This window comes from Candidatus Nitrotoga sp. AM1P, assembly GCF_013168275.1.
Lineage (GTDB): Bacteria > Pseudomonadota > Gammaproteobacteria > Burkholderiales > Gallionellaceae > Nitrotoga.
Window position 1 is genome coordinate 2,192,323 of sequence record NZ_AP019547.1, and the last position, 14,303, is coordinate 2,206,625.

Sequence of the window (14,303 nt, forward strand, 5' to 3'; positions counted from 1 at the left end):
ATAATGATTGTTTTGAAAACTGAGACCTTAAATAAGGAGGGGAATATGCTTGTAATAATAGCGGGGGTGTGCTGTATGCTCTTGGCATTTTCGAGTATGTGGTTATCGTGGTATGTATTAATGCCGCATAAACGTATTCATTTGCCGGATGGTGATGTTTTGGGGAGCACGGTGGGAGGTACCGTGGGCGAAATAATTTCTGAAGAAATAGCTTCGATAGTGCCGCATAAAACATCAAAAAAATAAAATCGTTGAAATTATAGTGGGAATAACACTAATTGCAGTAGCCATTGAGCCTGCCTAGAACTAAAAAAGGAGATGCAGCATGATTCTTAAATATTTGTTTGCCAAAAATGAGGCTATCCCGGTCGGTTCGGCGGCGATTTTCTTTGGGTTTTCTTCCATTTTATGGTTTGTAATCGGGACTGGGTTGGGATCATTTAATGCGGCTAAGCTTGCATTCCCTGATTTTGTAACAGGGACGGAAATGTTTGCCTTCGGTCATATGCGTCAAGTGCACGTGCTAGCAGTAATTTTTGGCTGGATTTCGATGGCATTTGCAATGGCGATGATGTATATCACGCCGATACTGGGGAATACTAGGCTGTGGTCAGAGAAGCTTGGTTTGTGGAATTGTATGATGTGGAATGTCTCCTTGGCTTTAGGTTTGACACTATTGTGGATGGGAGTGACCTCCGGGCGCGAGTATTCTGATTTTCCATGGCCGCTGGATCTTGCTGTCGCTGCATTTATAACTATTCCATTGGCGGTTAATGTATGGATGACCATAATAAAACGTCGCACCCAAGGTATTTATACGACTAATTGGTTTTTTGCAGCATCAACTTTCATGTTGATTATCGTGTTCTTGGTTGGAAATCTGCCGGAGTATTTTCATCTTACAGGCCTGACCGAGGCCTACATGACCTGGTGGTTTGCGCATAACGTTTTGGGATTGTGGATTACTCCCGTTGCTGCAGCGATTGCCTACTATGTTATTCCAAAGGTGACTGGTAATCCATTGTATTCTCACCGCATAGGTCACTTACACTTTTGGTCGATTGTTGTGTTTTATTCCACCCCGGCCGCGCATCATTTAATGTCTGCCCCCTTGCCTGAATGGCTAAAATCTTTCGCTTCAGTGGAGGGTGTTTTGATTTTGGTGCCAGCGATTGCATTTGTGTCGAACATACTCTTGACCATGCAGGGTAAGTGGAACATGTTTGTCGAGAATCTTGAGGTGCGTTTTACTGTGGTCGGCGTATTGCTGGCTATCCCACTCAACATGCAAGGTGGTTTCCAGCAAACACGATCAATCAACTGGTATATTCACGGCACAGGTTGGATGGTGGCACACGCGCATCTTGCTTTGTTGGGGTTCTCAACGTTTCTTGAGGCTGCAGCGGTCTATCTTGGCCTGCAAACATTGATGAAGCGCAAGCTGTATTCATTGACGTTAGGAAACCTGCATTTCTGGTTGTTGTTAATTGGATTCAGCACCTATTGGATATCAATGACGATTGCTGGGTTAATTCAGGGTGCTGGTAAAATCTACGAGGTGCCATACATCGATGTCGTGATCGCCGAGCATCCTTATATGATCGCTCGTTGGTTAGGTGGTACCATGGTATTTTCTTCAACCATTCTTTGGCTATACAACATGTGGATGACTGCGCGTGAAGGTACTGTTATTCCGGCCGGACGTATGCCACATGAATTGGCCTACGAACGTTAAACTTGTAACTTTAAGCTAGGATCTGGGAGGAAATAATGAATTTTAGAGAGTATAGGATTGGTTCCAGAGCGTTTGGATTAGCATTTGGGTTGTCGATGAGTATTACATTGTTTTTTCCAAGTTTTGATCTCGCAGCTTCAATTAGCTCTGAGGTCGGCCTAGATAAGCAATTGACTTCGGGGTGGGACTCGGGCTGGCAAATTGCAGATCCAGTGCTGAAAGGGTTGAATAAGCCATTGAAAGTGCTGGTCAGAAAAGATCCAAAAACCGGTGAGCCGATGGAGCCGGTGTATGCTTATGTATATCCTGCAGGAACGTCTTTGCCGAACGGAGTGACTCATACTGCTAACCTGGGTAAAGGAGTTGAAGAGCTTAGTGTCAAGCAAGGTCGCATAACAGAAGCGAAAAAGGAGAGCGGTGCTGTATTCCTGATTAAGAAGAGTGACCAATTGCTGACTTTTGAGGACAAGCCACTTTCTTATATGGAAAATGCGACAGCCACGAAGGGATGGACTCCAGATGAGGTTTTAAAACAAGCTGTAGATTCAGATATATTGCACGCCGGATCTGGAAAAACCATGTTTGTACGAGAAGGTTGTTGGTGGTGTCATACATTGTTGCCTGAACAAACGCAAGATTGGCAGGTGTTTGGTGCTCCCCCGATGTTGGGTGATTTTAATGGGGAATCTCCCACTGCGTTTGGATCTGACCGCAAAGGACCAGATTTGCTGCATGTAGGATCGCGCAATTCGTCTAGAGAGTGGATGATGCTGCATTTCTTTAATCCGCGTTTAGTGCAACCGCATTCCATCATGCCGCGTTTTGATTATTTATGGGGCGAGGTTGATGCTGATGGTAAAAAAATTGATTTCAAAAAATGGCGTTCTGAGTACGATGAGTATCGGGAAGGTAAAATCACTACCCCTCCTGATGTGCCTATGTATGCTAAAGATAGTGAAATTCGAAAATTGATTGATTTTGTTGTAAATCTGAAATAATTTAAGGGGGACATAAAATGACTTGGGTTTTTAATGCTCCACTGGTTAGTTTGTCAGTTGATAATACTGTAGAACGAAGTAAAGTACTTTGGGAAGCTGAGGATCTTGGTGGTATGACAGAGGATAACAATCGTTTGCCTGTACCTGTTGTTATTCTTGTCTTTTTAACAGTCGTAACGGCATTCCTGACTACTATTCCTCTTTGGGGGCAGCGTCCAACAGCAGCTATTTACGTTGATTATATTAAAGCTATGGACACTCCTGAAATTCAGTCGATACAAGAAACCCAGGGTGATGATGCTGCAATGAAGCGTATTGTTGAAATTAATAAAGGCAGTCCGTTCAACGCTCAGCAAGGTCGACATCCAGTTAGTATGGATGATTTGCGTGTTATCAAGCCTCAAATTGAGGAAATAATGAAGCTCCCAGATGTGGATCTTAAGGATTACACTGTTGTAGGGCCAGAGGTGAAAATTGCTAATTTTGAGGGCAATTATCGCCCTAATGGCAAACGAGAGCGCCAACAGCCTTGGTGGGATAAGGGGTACACGATTGACTTGTTTTATCTTACGATGTTTTTTCTTGGTGTAACAGTCACAGTGAAACGGTTACCACCATATCAGTGGCAGCCTCGCCATCACGATAGTGATCCTCGTCACGGTGATAGACGACATAACGTTTAATTTATAATTATATTCAGGAGGCATCAAATGATAGATTTTGATTATGGACCCCCCATAATGGCGGGAGTAGTGGCGATTGGATTTTTGGCTCCATATTTTTATAGTTTTTTTGTGGATCATTATGATAAGAAAAGTCCTCAAATAAGCTCGAAAAATAGCTAGTTGCTGTTGCAAACTAAACGAGCAAGGTATGCCGCCGTAAAGGCGGCATACTCTTTTTTACAAGGATATGAATGGAGATAATTATTTATTCATTTCTTGAAGGGTTTAATGTAGTGAGTGTTATAAATGTGTTAGCTAGCACGGCATATTCACCAAAATTAGATCTAAGCATAGAAGGGATGCGCAGTCAGCAATTTAGCACAGGTGTGTTTTTTTTTATGTTGCTGGGAGTGTTGGTGTTTTCTGGCATCGTATATATGGTGATGTTCGGAAATCATGCGCCAAAAAAGATGAGGACTGGCGAAAAAATGATGTTTGCCCTGATAATTGTGGGCATCATAGTTGCAGTTATTTTTGGCGGATTGCAAATGCTGGGCGGAAATCTTTACTAGATTGTCTATTGGGGTTGTTACCTAACGATCGACGGAGAAAATATGGAAAACTATTTGCAATCGTTGGATGATGGATGGTCTATTTACCTTTGGCTAATTGTTGGTGGACTTATTATTATTGCTGTTATTTATTGGATTAGGTGGGGGATGAAGAATGAGCAGTTTGATGAAGACATTAAGTATCTCGTATTTGATGAAGACGATAAAGAAAAAATGTCACCCCAAGAATATGCCAAAAGTCGCGAGGTGAATGCTGCACAGATACAAAGTCGGGAGCGTGTATTAAAGCGTCAGGAAAAAGAAAAGCAACAGGCCCAATGAAACTAGGCGAAAAAATTGTTTTTGTAGTAATTGTAATTGTGGTTATAGGTTTTATGGGGCGTAATTTATGGCGCCTCAATACTATTCAGGAAGTCGATAAAGGTATTCCTTATTACAGCACTGCATCAGCTACTCTCGAACGTGCTGCTATGGATATTTATCGTCAGCAAAATTGTAAAAGTTGTCATTCATTGTGGACGGTTCGTGATCTGATGAAAGCTGTTCCCGCCCCAATACTGGATGGCATCGGTTCCTTGCGCAGCGAAGACTGGTTTTATCAGTATTTTTCAGCCATAAATCCTCAGGCAATATTGCCCTCCCGTTTGAAGAGGGAATATCAAATGCCATCTTATGCACAACTGCCGGAAAGTAAACGACGACTTTTGGCACGCTATATGGCAAACCTGAAGGTGCAAGATTGGTATCTCGAAGAAACACGTAAAGCCGAACATGAAATACTTACAGGTCAAGAATATCGTCCATGAGTAAACTGCCGCTTTTGACCAAAGCCCGATTTTTAAGCGGGGTCGTGGCCGTTATCATGGGTTGTTCGCTGAATTACTTTGGCGACCGCTTACTTGGGGTAAAAATCGAGTTATTTCGTGGCATTCTTGACTTTAATGGGCTGTGGGTTATAGATATGCTGGTGTTGCCTTTTTTTGTTGGCGTATTGGTTGCTGTTATTTTTGGACTTGGCGGCAAATGGCTATGTTATTTCCCTCCTTTAATCGTTAAATCAATTAGTTACGTGGAAAGTGTTTATTTAAATCCAGTTCCGGAAGATGCATCGTTAATTCCTTTTGGCCTGTGGGGTTTGCTTGTAACTGTTGTTATGACTGCGGCTGCATTCGGTGGGGTTATGGGTGAAATTATGGTAAAAGGCACTTACGGAAGAAGCCCTCGAGATCTTTTACATAAGCAACGTTCTGATATCAGAGAGAGTGATATTTAGATGGCAGTCACTTCTGCGAACAGAAAAACTGTACTTCCTGCTGTAGATTATGCACGTCGTAAACGTTACTTATCCGCTACTTTTGTAATTTGCTTTGTCTTGTTAGCAATTGGAATTACTCTGTATGTAGTGAATCAGGGATTTGAACATATGGGTGAAATGCGCACGCGTGCAACTTACGAATTGAAAGATGAATTATTACACATACGCGCTGCTGGTGAAGATTTGGTATTGCATAGGGAGCATGAGGCCGAAAAAAATCATGCGGCAGGATATAGTGCTACAGAAATTGAAAGTTTGCTCTCTAAAGAAGAGTGGCTCGAAATAAATAGTATGGTATTAATCCCGGAGGGAGCTTTTTCGATGGGTACAGATTTAGAGCGTGCAGATGTACAAAATCGTCCGCAGCATACAGTTAAATTACCTGCTTTCTGGATAGATAAATATCCTGTAACTAACGCACAATATGCCAAATTTGTAGTCGCTACGTCACACCGTCCTCCGCTGAACTGGAAAAAAGGAAAATTTCCTGAAGGTGAAATGTTGCGCCCCGTTACTATGGTGTCTTGGCATGATGCAACAGCATATGCTAAGTGGGTAGGTAAGCGACTCCCTTCTGAAGCGGAATGGGAAAAATCCGGGCGCGGAACAGATGGTCGGCGTTGGCCGTGGGGTAACAAGATGGAACCGGAGCGGTTGAATACTTATTACAATGTGGGTTCGACAACCAACGTGAATGCTTATCCAAATGGAATTAGTCCATATGGAATAATGGATATGGCGGGTAACGTAAATGAGTGGACAGCGGATGATTTTGTCCCTTATCCTGGATCTGACGCGCCGTCGGATTTGTTTAAAGGAAAAGTCGTGCGGGCGACAAATAAAAAAGAGGTTGACATTGTGCCGACTGGAGGAAGCTATAAAGTATTGCGTGGTGGCTCATGGAAGGGGGATCCATTCTCCTCCGCAGTATTTCATCGAAATTTTGCTTTTGCAAACTACGCTTCCGATTTTTTTGGTTTCCGCTGTGCAAGTAATATCGAGGTAAAGGGCAAAAAAGAGTGAAAGTGCTCAAAATTTTGTGGCGCCTGGGAATGTTTCTTGGTCTCACATTGTCTTCAGCAAAAATGAGCTATGCAGTGGATAGCTACCGTTTTCTTCACGTGCATATTGATACGCTCTGGTTTATTTTTTTATTTCTGCTAGGTATACTTTTTGTTCCTTTTATTCTGATTGCGGTGTTGACATGGCATTACGCGGAAAACAAAACCGATCCGAAAGAGCAGCAGGCAGTTTCAGTCGAGAATGATAAATGATGGCGAGTGCAAAGGGTGGCTCTTATCCATATCTATTGGCATGTTGGCTGATTACAGCGGTGTTATTTTTAATGCTTGCTCTACCAATCGCGCGAGCTGAGGATAACGATCAGAAAGGCAATAGTTCTAAGGTGATGGAGGCGTTTGAACAGCAGGCCAGCCAGATTAAAACAGATAGACCTTCAACCATCCAAAAAAAACATTTGACCATGTTTTTGTTGGGTGTACCACTGTTAATTTTGCTTCTAATTACTGGCGCGCTGGGTATTGCTATGGGAATATATGGTAAGCAAGTATTCGTGCTACATATGATTTCTGCCGGGCTTACTATCACACTGGCTTTTGTACACGCAATTGTGGGTGTTATTTGGTTTTATCCCTTCTAATGCAATTATAGAACGATGTGGCCTTTTATTTTTGTCGATGCTTAGCCGCTCCGTATCTGTTGCGTATCAAAAAATTTCAATGAAATACTTACCCATGCTTTGATATTTTTTAGTTTTTTGAGCGTTGCGCTTGTGCGTATTGAACGATATTTTTATCCTGCTCCCACTGTCTTGCTTGTTGGATTTTAGATGAATTTGTTGTGATAGTAGATGCATTTTCGTTTGATTAAGCGGAGAAAGTCGTTTGCAGAGTACATTTATAGCCGCAGTGCTGAAGCGTTGGTATTTCGTTCATTGCATCAGATGAAATTCAAGATCAGCCTGGTTGGGTGTATCAAAGAAGATTTATCGAATTCTGGCGGTATCGCTACACCGCAGCGATACTTTGTGAGTAGGTGGTCAGCGCGATTCGTAGTCTTAGAACCAGTCAAAAAATAACGCGCATACTGCACTTGCACTTACAGAGCGTGTTAAATTGCGCTCGCCATTGCATCAGCAATGCGGCTGTCGGGGGAATCCAGACGATTAAAGCAAACGCATGCGGACACCCGTAATTTTCAGGGCTATCTTACCGCAAGTTGTTCCACTGCGGGAAAGTTAGACCTATGGCCGTTTATATGAAGCTCACTGGAAATTATGCGGATAATACTAAGTGGTTACTTAACAATTTAAACTGCACATTTTTGCGCAGCTATCAACATTTGTTTTAATTATATTACTGTACATTAAGGTTAGTTCATGTTGGTGAAAGAGTTACAATCATTAATCCAAAAACGTAGTTACTGGCCGCTGGCAGTGCTGTATGGATTATTTGGTATGACTAGCGTGGCATACGAAGTGCTGTGGGCGCGCATACTTTCTTTGCAATTCGGAGTGAGTATTTTTGCGGTGGTACTGACTGTCGCCACATTTATGGGAGGGTTGGGAGCGGGAAGTTTATTTGCGGTACATCGGGCTTCCCAAATCAAAAGACCCTTGTTGTTGCTTGCTGCATTGGAAGGGGGTATTGCTGTTTACGCCTTACTCTTGCCGCTGATTCTGCAAATGACATCGGTGGGAATGGAAGGTGCGGCGGCTCAACTTTCGTTATTTCAATGGTATGGTCTTATTGCTAGTGTTGCATTGTGTTTGTTGCTGCTCCCAGCTTTTATTATGGGGGCAGGATTTCCGTTGATTTTAGTATCTTTGGGAAATAGGCCGGAGCGACTGGGGAAGATTTACGGTTTAAATACTCTAGGTGCTGCTTGTGGTGCACTGTTACCACTTTGGTTGCTGCCTGCTTTGGGTTGGGTCTGGGCAGTCAGAGTGGTGGCCGCGATTGGATGTGTTGGAGTTGTTGCGCTGTTGGTGTTTTCATTGCGGTATACCACCGCGCAGATTACAGAGAAAAATATTAGAGCAAACCGACCACGTCTAACTTTTCTGCTTGCTTATGCTGCAATCGGTGCGGCAAGTCTGATCTTGCAAATAGCTTGGACGCGCCTGTTCGGCATGGTGATGCTACGCACCGAGTACGTGTTGGCAGTGATTCTGGCGTCATTCCTGTTGGGCATCGGTATTGGCAGCTTGATCGTGCCACGCCAGCACAGGCAGGCATGGTTTGTAATCTTACCCATTGTTGCTGGAGGATTTACCGTATTAAGTTTGTGGTTGTTACCTGCACTTTCGGCATGGGTGGAGCGAGCTGAGTTTGCTTCTTTATTTGAAGCATTGAGCATGCAGGGGCTACTACTCGTGCTGGTAACTCTGCCAGTTACCGTGGCACTTGGAGCTTGGCTACCTTTATTAAACGGCCGCTCGAATGGCGGTGGGGTATGGTTGTATGGAGCTAATTCATTGGGTGCCGCGCTCGGTGCGATAGTTGCCGGAGTGGTATTGATTCCGCTTTGGGGCAGCGCTGCTACGGTGGCGATGGCAGCTTCGGTATTGTTGATTGTGGGTTTAACTTGGGCGCAGTCGCGTACCGCCTGGCTTGCTGTACCGTTTTTTTTAATGGCAGCATGGCCAGTTGTAAAGTTACCGCCAGTTAATATGTTATTGCCGCAGGCGCAAGCGGGAAGCAGGGATTTATATTTTTACGAAGACGCCATTTCGATGACTCATGTGGTGGAGCAACAAGACGGGCAGCGTGTGTTGTTGACTGACTTACAGAGAATGGATGCTTCAACTGATCCTACGGCGGTGTTCGTGCAGTCCAATCAAGCACGTCTTCCGTTGCTGTTACACGAACAGCCTCGTTCGGTGCTATTTCTCGGGCTAGGTACTGGAATTTCTGTGGCTGGTTCGCTAGCGTTTCCAAATTTAAAGCGTAGTGCTGTTGAACTATCACAGGGTGCGATTGATTCCGCAGCGAGTTGGTTTGCCCCATTAAATCGCAACGTGTTGCGTCAAACTAAAGTGGAACGTGACGACGTACGGCATTTTTTAAGCGCGAGCCGGGATCAATACGACGTCATAATAGGTGACGTGTTTCATCCGGATTTGGCAGGTTCAAGTTCTTTATTATCAGTCCAGCAATTTCAGCGCGTGCGTAATCGCTTAGGTGAAAATGGACTATTTGTTCAGTGGTTGGCACTCAATCAACTCGACAATAAATCTTTGAACGTAATTTTTAATAGCTTTCGACGGGTTTTTCCAGATGCGCAAATATTTCTCGATGGAATGCATCTAGCCTTGGTTGGCCCACAGCAGAAATTTATGGGCGCGCAGGGGTTGTTGCTTAATTTGCAGCGTTTGTCCTTGGAACAACAAGATGAGGTGACTGCAGGCGAAGGGGGGTGGACTTGGCTCGGACGCTATTGGGGGCCACTGCCGGTTAGCCAAGAGCAGGTGCAAGACGAGTGGTCGCCAGTGATTGAATTTCGCCTGCCGCGCGCGCGCTACGCTGGTGAATTAGATGTGCCAAAATTATTACAGATTTTGCTTAAAACCAGGCCGAAAATGGAAGCTGCTGCAAATTTGCTTGGTATTCGTGACCACGATAAAGAGACTTTCGAACGTGCTTACGTAGCCAGCGAGCTGATGACGCGAAGCTGGCTTGCGGCTGCGCGTGGCGCAACGCAACAGGCTAATCAGCTGACGCACCTGGCTTATGAGGCGAATGCAAAAGATCGCTGGATTGCTTATGCGTTGGCTGATAATATGTTTTCATCTTTAGCACAAGCGCGCGAGCATGGTTTGAGTGAAAAAGAGGCGTTGCAGAAAATTTTGCGTTTTAATCCATATCACGTAGAAGCGGTGCGTGCATTGTGGCGAATTGAGCGGAATGCTGGTGATGTGCATGCGGAATTGAGCCGTGTGCGCTTGCTGGAGTTGAGTCCGCTTGACCGTGAAGCAAATACGACAGGAAATTAACTTAATTATGGCCAACGGCGTCAAGTATAAATCCATTTCCAGTATTCCAGTTAAGGTTATCGGCACGGTTGTAGGTTCCAAGCCAGCTCCTTCTGAATTCCGTTGGAAGCGGCGATTGGTGCAGATGCTGGCTTTGATCCTTGTTGTACTAATTCCGGCTAGTGGCCTATTCCGAATTGATCCGGGTGCGGCCGCTTTTGTTGTGCTTGATAGACAGATCTGGTTGGCTGATTTTTCCTTGGTAACCGGGGCATGGCTCTTTTTGGCGAGTAGTTTGGTGTTACTGTACTCGACTGCAGGTACTGTGTTTTGCGGCTGGGTTTGTCCTCAAAATAGTATGGCCGAGTGGGCTAACAATCTTACGCACAAACTATTAGGTAAACATGCCGAGGTAAGCTTGACTGGCGAAGCGCCGCGTGTGGCGGGCGCCAAGAATAAAATCATGAATTGGATGCTGCTTGGCGTTGCATTTTTGGGAGGAGCTATGTTTTTTGCGCTAATCCCATTATTTTATTTCTATCAGCCAAGTGTGGTGTGGTCTTTTGTAACACTGCAAGAAAATACCAAGTTGGCAGGATCACTGCATTGGATTTACGCAGTATGTGTCGTGATCATTTTCATAGATATTGCATTAATAAGACATTTTTGGTGTCGCTACGCCTGTATTTACAGAGTTTGGATGCATTCGTTTAAAACCAAGCAGACTTTGCATATAGCATACGATGCCAGCCGCAGTGATGAATGCGTCAAATGTAATTATTGTGTCACTTCTTGTTTTATCGATCTGGATCCGCGTAAAACTGATATTTATGACAGTTGTATCAATTGCGGCGATTGCGTTGATGCTTGCAATCGCTTACATAATAAACAAGGAGTTCCTGGGTTATTACGTTTCGATATGCTTGAGCGCCCGAATAAAAGTGTAAATAAATTTAGGGGTGTCGCAATTTCTTTGTTTGCCCGAATGGGTTGGACGTCTCCCTTTGTGGTATTAGGTGCGGTGATGTTTATTTGGGGATTATGGTCATATCAACCTTATCATGTAGTAGTGGGCAATGCGGATATCCAGCAGGGTCGCACGGTTCAAGAATATCGCATTGCGCTTTCTAATAAACTGTATCACTCAGCGGAGTTGCATGTGCGTGTGTTAGGTTTGCCACCGGGCAGTTATCAGCTTAGCGCTGAAAACGTTAAATTATCACCGGTCGGGCGAGAATCGCTTATTCTTTCTATCGCGCAGAATTTGCCACGAGGTTTATATTCTGTTGTAGTTGAAGTTTCTGCAGGTGATACCTGGATGGGCCGATTCCCTGTTCAACATTTTTCCGAACAAAGGAGAAAATTATGATTGCCAGCGATATAAGTGAAAAAAATCGAGATTTATCGCAAGTAGATGAGCCGCGCTGGGGTGAGAAGCCGGATGACCATTTTGGTTATGCTTCTGATGAAGAACGTATGGCCAAACGTGGGCTTGAAGATTGGGAGCTGGTAGAAACTATTCCTGAGTCGCAAAAAAAGATACCCTACTGGTTTGTAGGAGTCACTGTTGCGGTGTTACTGGTTGCGGTGGGTTTGAGTTTCCCCTTTTGGGGTCTCCGTCCGGGTGATGAGCGCCCTTGGGTGGACTGGGGGTTCATCATCGCTTTATTTTATGTTGCTGCCGGAAGCGCTTTTGTTCGTTTCATGGTAAATCTATATGGATCTTCAATTGGCGGTACGCTGGATTCAGATAAAAATAAAAAAAAACAATCTCATGAACTCAATGCAGAAAAATAATTCGCATATACCGGTTAACCGACCGCAGGGAACAAATGTAAAATATATTAATCTGTTTTTTTCGGTATTGTTAGTAGCATGTAGTGGAGATCGAGTTGTGGATACGCAACCGCAAAAGTGGCAGGGTGCGGAGGTGCGAGTCGAATCCAGGCCTAGCCCACCGCGTCCTGGAGTAAATGAATTTTTGGTGATAGTGACTGGTAAACGTGGACCGGTTCATGACATTATGGTTTCGGTGCGAACTGACGACCAAGATCAATGGATACAGGCAATACAAGATGGGGAGGTAGGTGTTTATCGTAGGGCGGCGAAAGTTGCTCTAGGCACTAGGTCTGTGTTACAGGTGCAAATAAAACACAATGGCGCAGAAGGCGTTCTGCGCTTCCCGTTGAATTTATCGCCTTAGCAAACAGTCTTAAGGACTCGGTTCGTTATTTTTAAGTGTGAATAAGACGTTAGCAAGATAGATGCAAAAACCTGTTGCCATGATCATTCCTGAGCTGGCCACGATGGGTCCATAAAAGCGGTGTACTTGTGCCATCGCTTGTAGGTTATTGGCGAGTAATAAATTTCCTTCCAGGATACCAAATACCACCTGCGTAGTATAAAAATAAAATACTCCAATCGTTGTCCACCAACATGAATGGTTGATTAAACGTATAGAGTAAATAGCCTTTCCGCTAATAATGGGTAACAAATAATACATTGTTCCCATTGCCAATATTACTAGCCCTCCGATTAAGTTTATATGTGCATGTGCCAAGGGATCTATCATGTGTCCAGGGCCACCATAAGGACTGCCGATAGAATCCAGCCAGGCTCGTATTGATGGAATTACTTGCAACATGCCATGCATTGCACCGAAAAAAAAAGAAATTGTGGAAATCAACAAAAACTTAATTAAATGGGAGAATTCAGTGTTGTTTAAACGCATGGGGAGTGTCGGTGTGATGCTTCAATAACGAAAGCACGACCATTTATGGCCGTGCTTAAGCGAATAACAGGCTAACGATTTTTATCGTTTTGAGAATTTGTATGTGCAATAGAAGCTGAGTAATATTTATTTATTACCTTTTTGACCTTCTAACATTCGTTGAATACCTAAGCCAGCCAAGGTCGTGGCGACAATAACGCCTGTGCCGAAAATTATTATGGGAACCAATATTTCCATGATATTACTCCTTGTATCGTTATTTTAAATAACCATTATTACCTAATAGGTAAGTGTATCTAAAAGACATCCGTCGCGCAAGTATTTTTCACAACCGGCATTGCATGCCTGACTCAGACACAATATAATCCCTATATAAATTATATTACTAGTTTAATTCTGGTCAATATATTTCTCTCTTGGTGATACTTCGTCGTGGTTGCATTCCTAACGGGGTGTTATGCAATTAAATGTTAAAGATATAAATTATTACTCCTACCGTAGAAAAAAATGTCAAACGAAAAACAACCATTAAGACCCATAGCTTCAGTTCGCACATACCCTACCGATGCAAGCAATGTAATTTGCCTTGCACTAACAGATAGTAACGGTGCTGAAACGGAATTTATTATCAACCCAGAAGGGTTGAATGCCCTTATATACCCAGTTCTTGGGCTTGCTTCAAAATGGGCAAAAGAACCGGATTTAAAAGTACAAACTTGGTCTGGTCCAAAAAATGCACTCCCCGCACAGCATATTGAATTAGCTATTGGCCGAACTGCTACTGAATGTGCTTTACGAGTGTTTATGGGTGAGGTTGAACTAACATTTATCCTTCCTCTCGACGATGTGCTTAAGACTGCTGCAAAGTTTGTGCAACATCTCGATAAAGATTCTGGAAGTTCAATACATTGAGTTGTGTAACTTCTGATCTTCCAAGTTGAGCGCGGTCTATTTTGCTTTAGATATGCCATTTAGCTTTTCTCAGCAGCAAATACTCTGTTTCGATACGCGCTTATAGCATTACCTCGGAGTAATGCTAACTCGCTTTCGCTTAGCGCTTGCTTCTGTACACCATTTGTTCATCCGCTAGGCTAGATGTATTTCAGCTTGTGCAATCTCCATCTAATTAGATCGGGAAGGTTAGTTGACCTTGTCTAGGGAACAGGTTAACGAACTGTTTTTCCGTTCTATCCTAATATTCGGCTTGCCAGTTCGTACAGGTCAAAGTGCCGATTCAGTTATTGATTTATTCGCTACTAAAACAAATAAATACGAAATTTCTCTGGTTATTCAG

Annotated in this window: 17 protein-coding genes; 16 read left to right on the forward strand and 1 reads right to left on the reverse strand. The window is 43.7% G+C overall.

The features are described from left to right. The first annotated feature begins 45 nt into the window (after nucleotides 1-45). The 15 genes from W01_RS09880 to W01_RS09950 all read left to right on the forward strand — a co-directional run bounded on the left by W01_RS09880 (nucleotide 46) and on the right by W01_RS09950 (nucleotide 12,481). Nucleotides 46-246 (forward strand): hypothetical protein, encoded by a 201-nt coding sequence (locus W01_RS09880; protein WP_173054278.1) that lies wholly within the window; start codon nucleotides 46-48, stop codon nucleotides 244-246. A gap of 79 nt (nucleotides 247-325) precedes the next feature. Then, nucleotides 326-1,735: a cbb3-type cytochrome c oxidase subunit I gene (locus W01_RS09885; protein ID WP_242006932.1), complete on the forward strand. Its 1,410-nt coding sequence runs from the start codon at nucleotides 326-328 to the stop codon at nucleotides 1,733-1,735. 35 nt (nucleotides 1,736-1,770) lie between these two features. Continuing rightward, nucleotides 1,771-2,733 (forward strand): cbb3-type cytochrome c oxidase subunit II, encoded by a 963-nt coding sequence (locus W01_RS09890; RefSeq protein ID WP_173054280.1) that lies wholly within the window; start codon nucleotides 1,771-1,773, stop codon nucleotides 2,731-2,733. 17 nt (nucleotides 2,734-2,750) lie between these two features. Further along, nucleotides 2,751-3,416, forward strand: coding sequence for a hypothetical protein (locus tag W01_RS09895; protein WP_173054282.1), 666 nt, complete (start codon nucleotides 2,751-2,753; stop codon nucleotides 3,414-3,416). Nucleotides 3,417-3,649: 233 nt separating this feature from the next. Continuing rightward, on the forward strand, nucleotides 3,650-3,970 hold the full coding sequence (locus tag W01_RS09900) for a hypothetical protein (protein ID WP_173054284.1): 321 nt from the start codon (nucleotides 3,650-3,652) through the stop codon (nucleotides 3,968-3,970). A 42-nt stretch (nucleotides 3,971-4,012) separates the two neighbouring features. After that, a complete protein-coding gene (locus tag W01_RS09905) occupies nucleotides 4,013-4,291 on the forward strand; it encodes a hypothetical protein (protein ID WP_173054286.1) in 279 nt (92 codons plus the stop codon). After that, nucleotides 4,288-4,776 carry a cytochrome c gene (locus W01_RS09910; protein WP_173054288.1) on the forward strand — a complete coding sequence of 163 codons (489 nt, stop codon included), beginning with the start codon at nucleotides 4,288-4,290 and terminating at the stop codon, nucleotides 4,774-4,776. The genes W01_RS09905 and W01_RS09910 overlap by 4 nt, the downstream gene beginning before the upstream one ends. Next, nucleotides 4,773-5,243, forward strand: coding sequence for a hypothetical protein (locus W01_RS09915; protein ID WP_173054290.1), 471 nt, complete (start codon nucleotides 4,773-4,775; stop codon nucleotides 5,241-5,243). The genes W01_RS09910 and W01_RS09915 overlap by 4 nt, the downstream gene beginning before the upstream one ends. Beyond that, entirely contained in the window at nucleotides 5,244-6,308 is a 1,065-nt protein-coding gene (locus W01_RS09920; protein ID WP_173054292.1) for a formylglycine-generating enzyme family protein, read from the forward strand. Between the two features lie 2 nt (nucleotides 6,309-6,310). Then, nucleotides 6,311-6,559 carry a hypothetical protein gene (locus W01_RS09925; RefSeq protein ID WP_198421280.1) on the forward strand — a complete coding sequence of 83 codons (249 nt, stop codon included), beginning with the start codon at nucleotides 6,311-6,313 and terminating at the stop codon, nucleotides 6,557-6,559. Beyond that, on the forward strand, nucleotides 6,556-6,945 hold the full coding sequence (locus tag W01_RS09930; RefSeq protein WP_173054294.1) for a hypothetical protein: 390 nt from the start codon (nucleotides 6,556-6,558) through the stop codon (nucleotides 6,943-6,945). The genes W01_RS09925 and W01_RS09930 overlap by 4 nt, the downstream gene beginning before the upstream one ends. Nucleotides 6,946-7,683: 738 nt before the next feature. Next, entirely contained in the window at nucleotides 7,684-10,299 is a 2,616-nt protein-coding gene (locus W01_RS09935; protein WP_173054296.1) for a fused MFS/spermidine synthase, read from the forward strand. Continuing rightward, entirely contained in the window at nucleotides 10,274-11,647 is a 1,374-nt protein-coding gene (locus W01_RS09940; protein WP_242007083.1) for a 4Fe-4S binding protein, read from the forward strand. Before W01_RS09935 ends, W01_RS09940 begins: the two co-directional genes overlap by 26 nt. Further along, nucleotides 11,644-12,075, forward strand: coding sequence for a hypothetical protein (locus W01_RS09945; protein ID WP_173054300.1), 432 nt, complete (start codon nucleotides 11,644-11,646; stop codon nucleotides 12,073-12,075). The genes W01_RS09940 and W01_RS09945 overlap by 4 nt, the downstream gene beginning before the upstream one ends. A 97-nt stretch (nucleotides 12,076-12,172) precedes the next feature. Continuing rightward, complete coding sequence (locus W01_RS09950) at nucleotides 12,173-12,481, forward strand: hypothetical protein (RefSeq protein WP_173054302.1); 309 nt, start codon at nucleotides 12,173-12,175, stop codon at nucleotides 12,479-12,481. A gap of 9 nt (nucleotides 12,482-12,490) precedes the next feature. Here W01_RS09950 and W01_RS09955 read toward each other — a convergent pair whose 3' ends face one another. Continuing rightward, entirely contained in the window at nucleotides 12,491-13,009 is a 519-nt protein-coding gene (locus W01_RS09955) for a cytochrome oxidase (RefSeq protein ID WP_173054304.1), read from the reverse strand. 507 nt (nucleotides 13,010-13,516) lie between these two features. Between W01_RS09955 and W01_RS09960 the strand changes: the two genes are divergently transcribed. Next, nucleotides 13,517-13,921: a hypothetical protein gene (locus tag W01_RS09960; RefSeq protein WP_173054306.1), complete on the forward strand. Its 405-nt coding sequence runs from the start codon at nucleotides 13,517-13,519 to the stop codon at nucleotides 13,919-13,921. Nucleotides 13,922-14,303 lie beyond the last annotated feature (382 nt).

What these genes read in the sequence shown, in the direction of transcription:
- W01_RS09880 (WP_173054278.1), top strand. Translation starts at nt 46, where the DNA reads ATGCTTGTAATAATAGCGGGGGTGTGCTGTATGCTCTTGGCATTTTCG.
- W01_RS09960 (WP_173054306.1), top strand. Translation starts at nt 13,517, where the DNA reads ATGTCAAACGAAAAACAACCATTAAGACCCATAGCTTCAGTTCGCACA.
- W01_RS09885 (WP_242006932.1), top strand. Translation starts at nt 326, where the DNA reads ATGATTCTTAAATATTTGTTTGCCAAAAATGAGGCTATCCCGGTCGGT.
- W01_RS09915 (WP_173054290.1), top strand. Translation starts at nt 4,773, where the DNA reads ATGAGTAAACTGCCGCTTTTGACCAAAGCCCGATTTTTAAGCGGGGTC.
- W01_RS09920 (WP_173054292.1), top strand. Translation starts at nt 5,244, where the DNA reads ATGGCAGTCACTTCTGCGAACAGAAAAACTGTACTTCCTGCTGTAGAT.
- W01_RS09905 (WP_173054286.1), top strand. Translation starts at nt 4,013, where the DNA reads ATGGAAAACTATTTGCAATCGTTGGATGATGGATGGTCTATTTACCTT.
- W01_RS09930 (WP_173054294.1), top strand. Translation starts at nt 6,556, where the DNA reads ATGATGGCGAGTGCAAAGGGTGGCTCTTATCCATATCTATTGGCATGT.
- W01_RS09935 (WP_173054296.1), top strand. Translation starts at nt 7,684, where the DNA reads ATGTTGGTGAAAGAGTTACAATCATTAATCCAAAAACGTAGTTACTGG.
- W01_RS09955 (WP_173054304.1), bottom strand. Translation starts at nt 13,009, where the DNA reads ATGCGTTTAAACAACACTGAATTCTCCCATTTAATTAAGTTTTTGTTG.
- W01_RS09910 (WP_173054288.1), top strand. Translation starts at nt 4,288, where the DNA reads ATGAAACTAGGCGAAAAAATTGTTTTTGTAGTAATTGTAATTGTGGTT.
- W01_RS09900 (WP_173054284.1), top strand. Translation starts at nt 3,650, where the DNA reads ATGGAGATAATTATTTATTCATTTCTTGAAGGGTTTAATGTAGTGAGT.
- W01_RS09890 (WP_173054280.1), top strand. Translation starts at nt 1,771, where the DNA reads ATGAATTTTAGAGAGTATAGGATTGGTTCCAGAGCGTTTGGATTAGCA.
- W01_RS09945 (WP_173054300.1), top strand. Translation starts at nt 11,644, where the DNA reads ATGATTGCCAGCGATATAAGTGAAAAAAATCGAGATTTATCGCAAGTA.
- W01_RS09895 (WP_173054282.1), top strand. Translation starts at nt 2,751, where the DNA reads ATGACTTGGGTTTTTAATGCTCCACTGGTTAGTTTGTCAGTTGATAAT.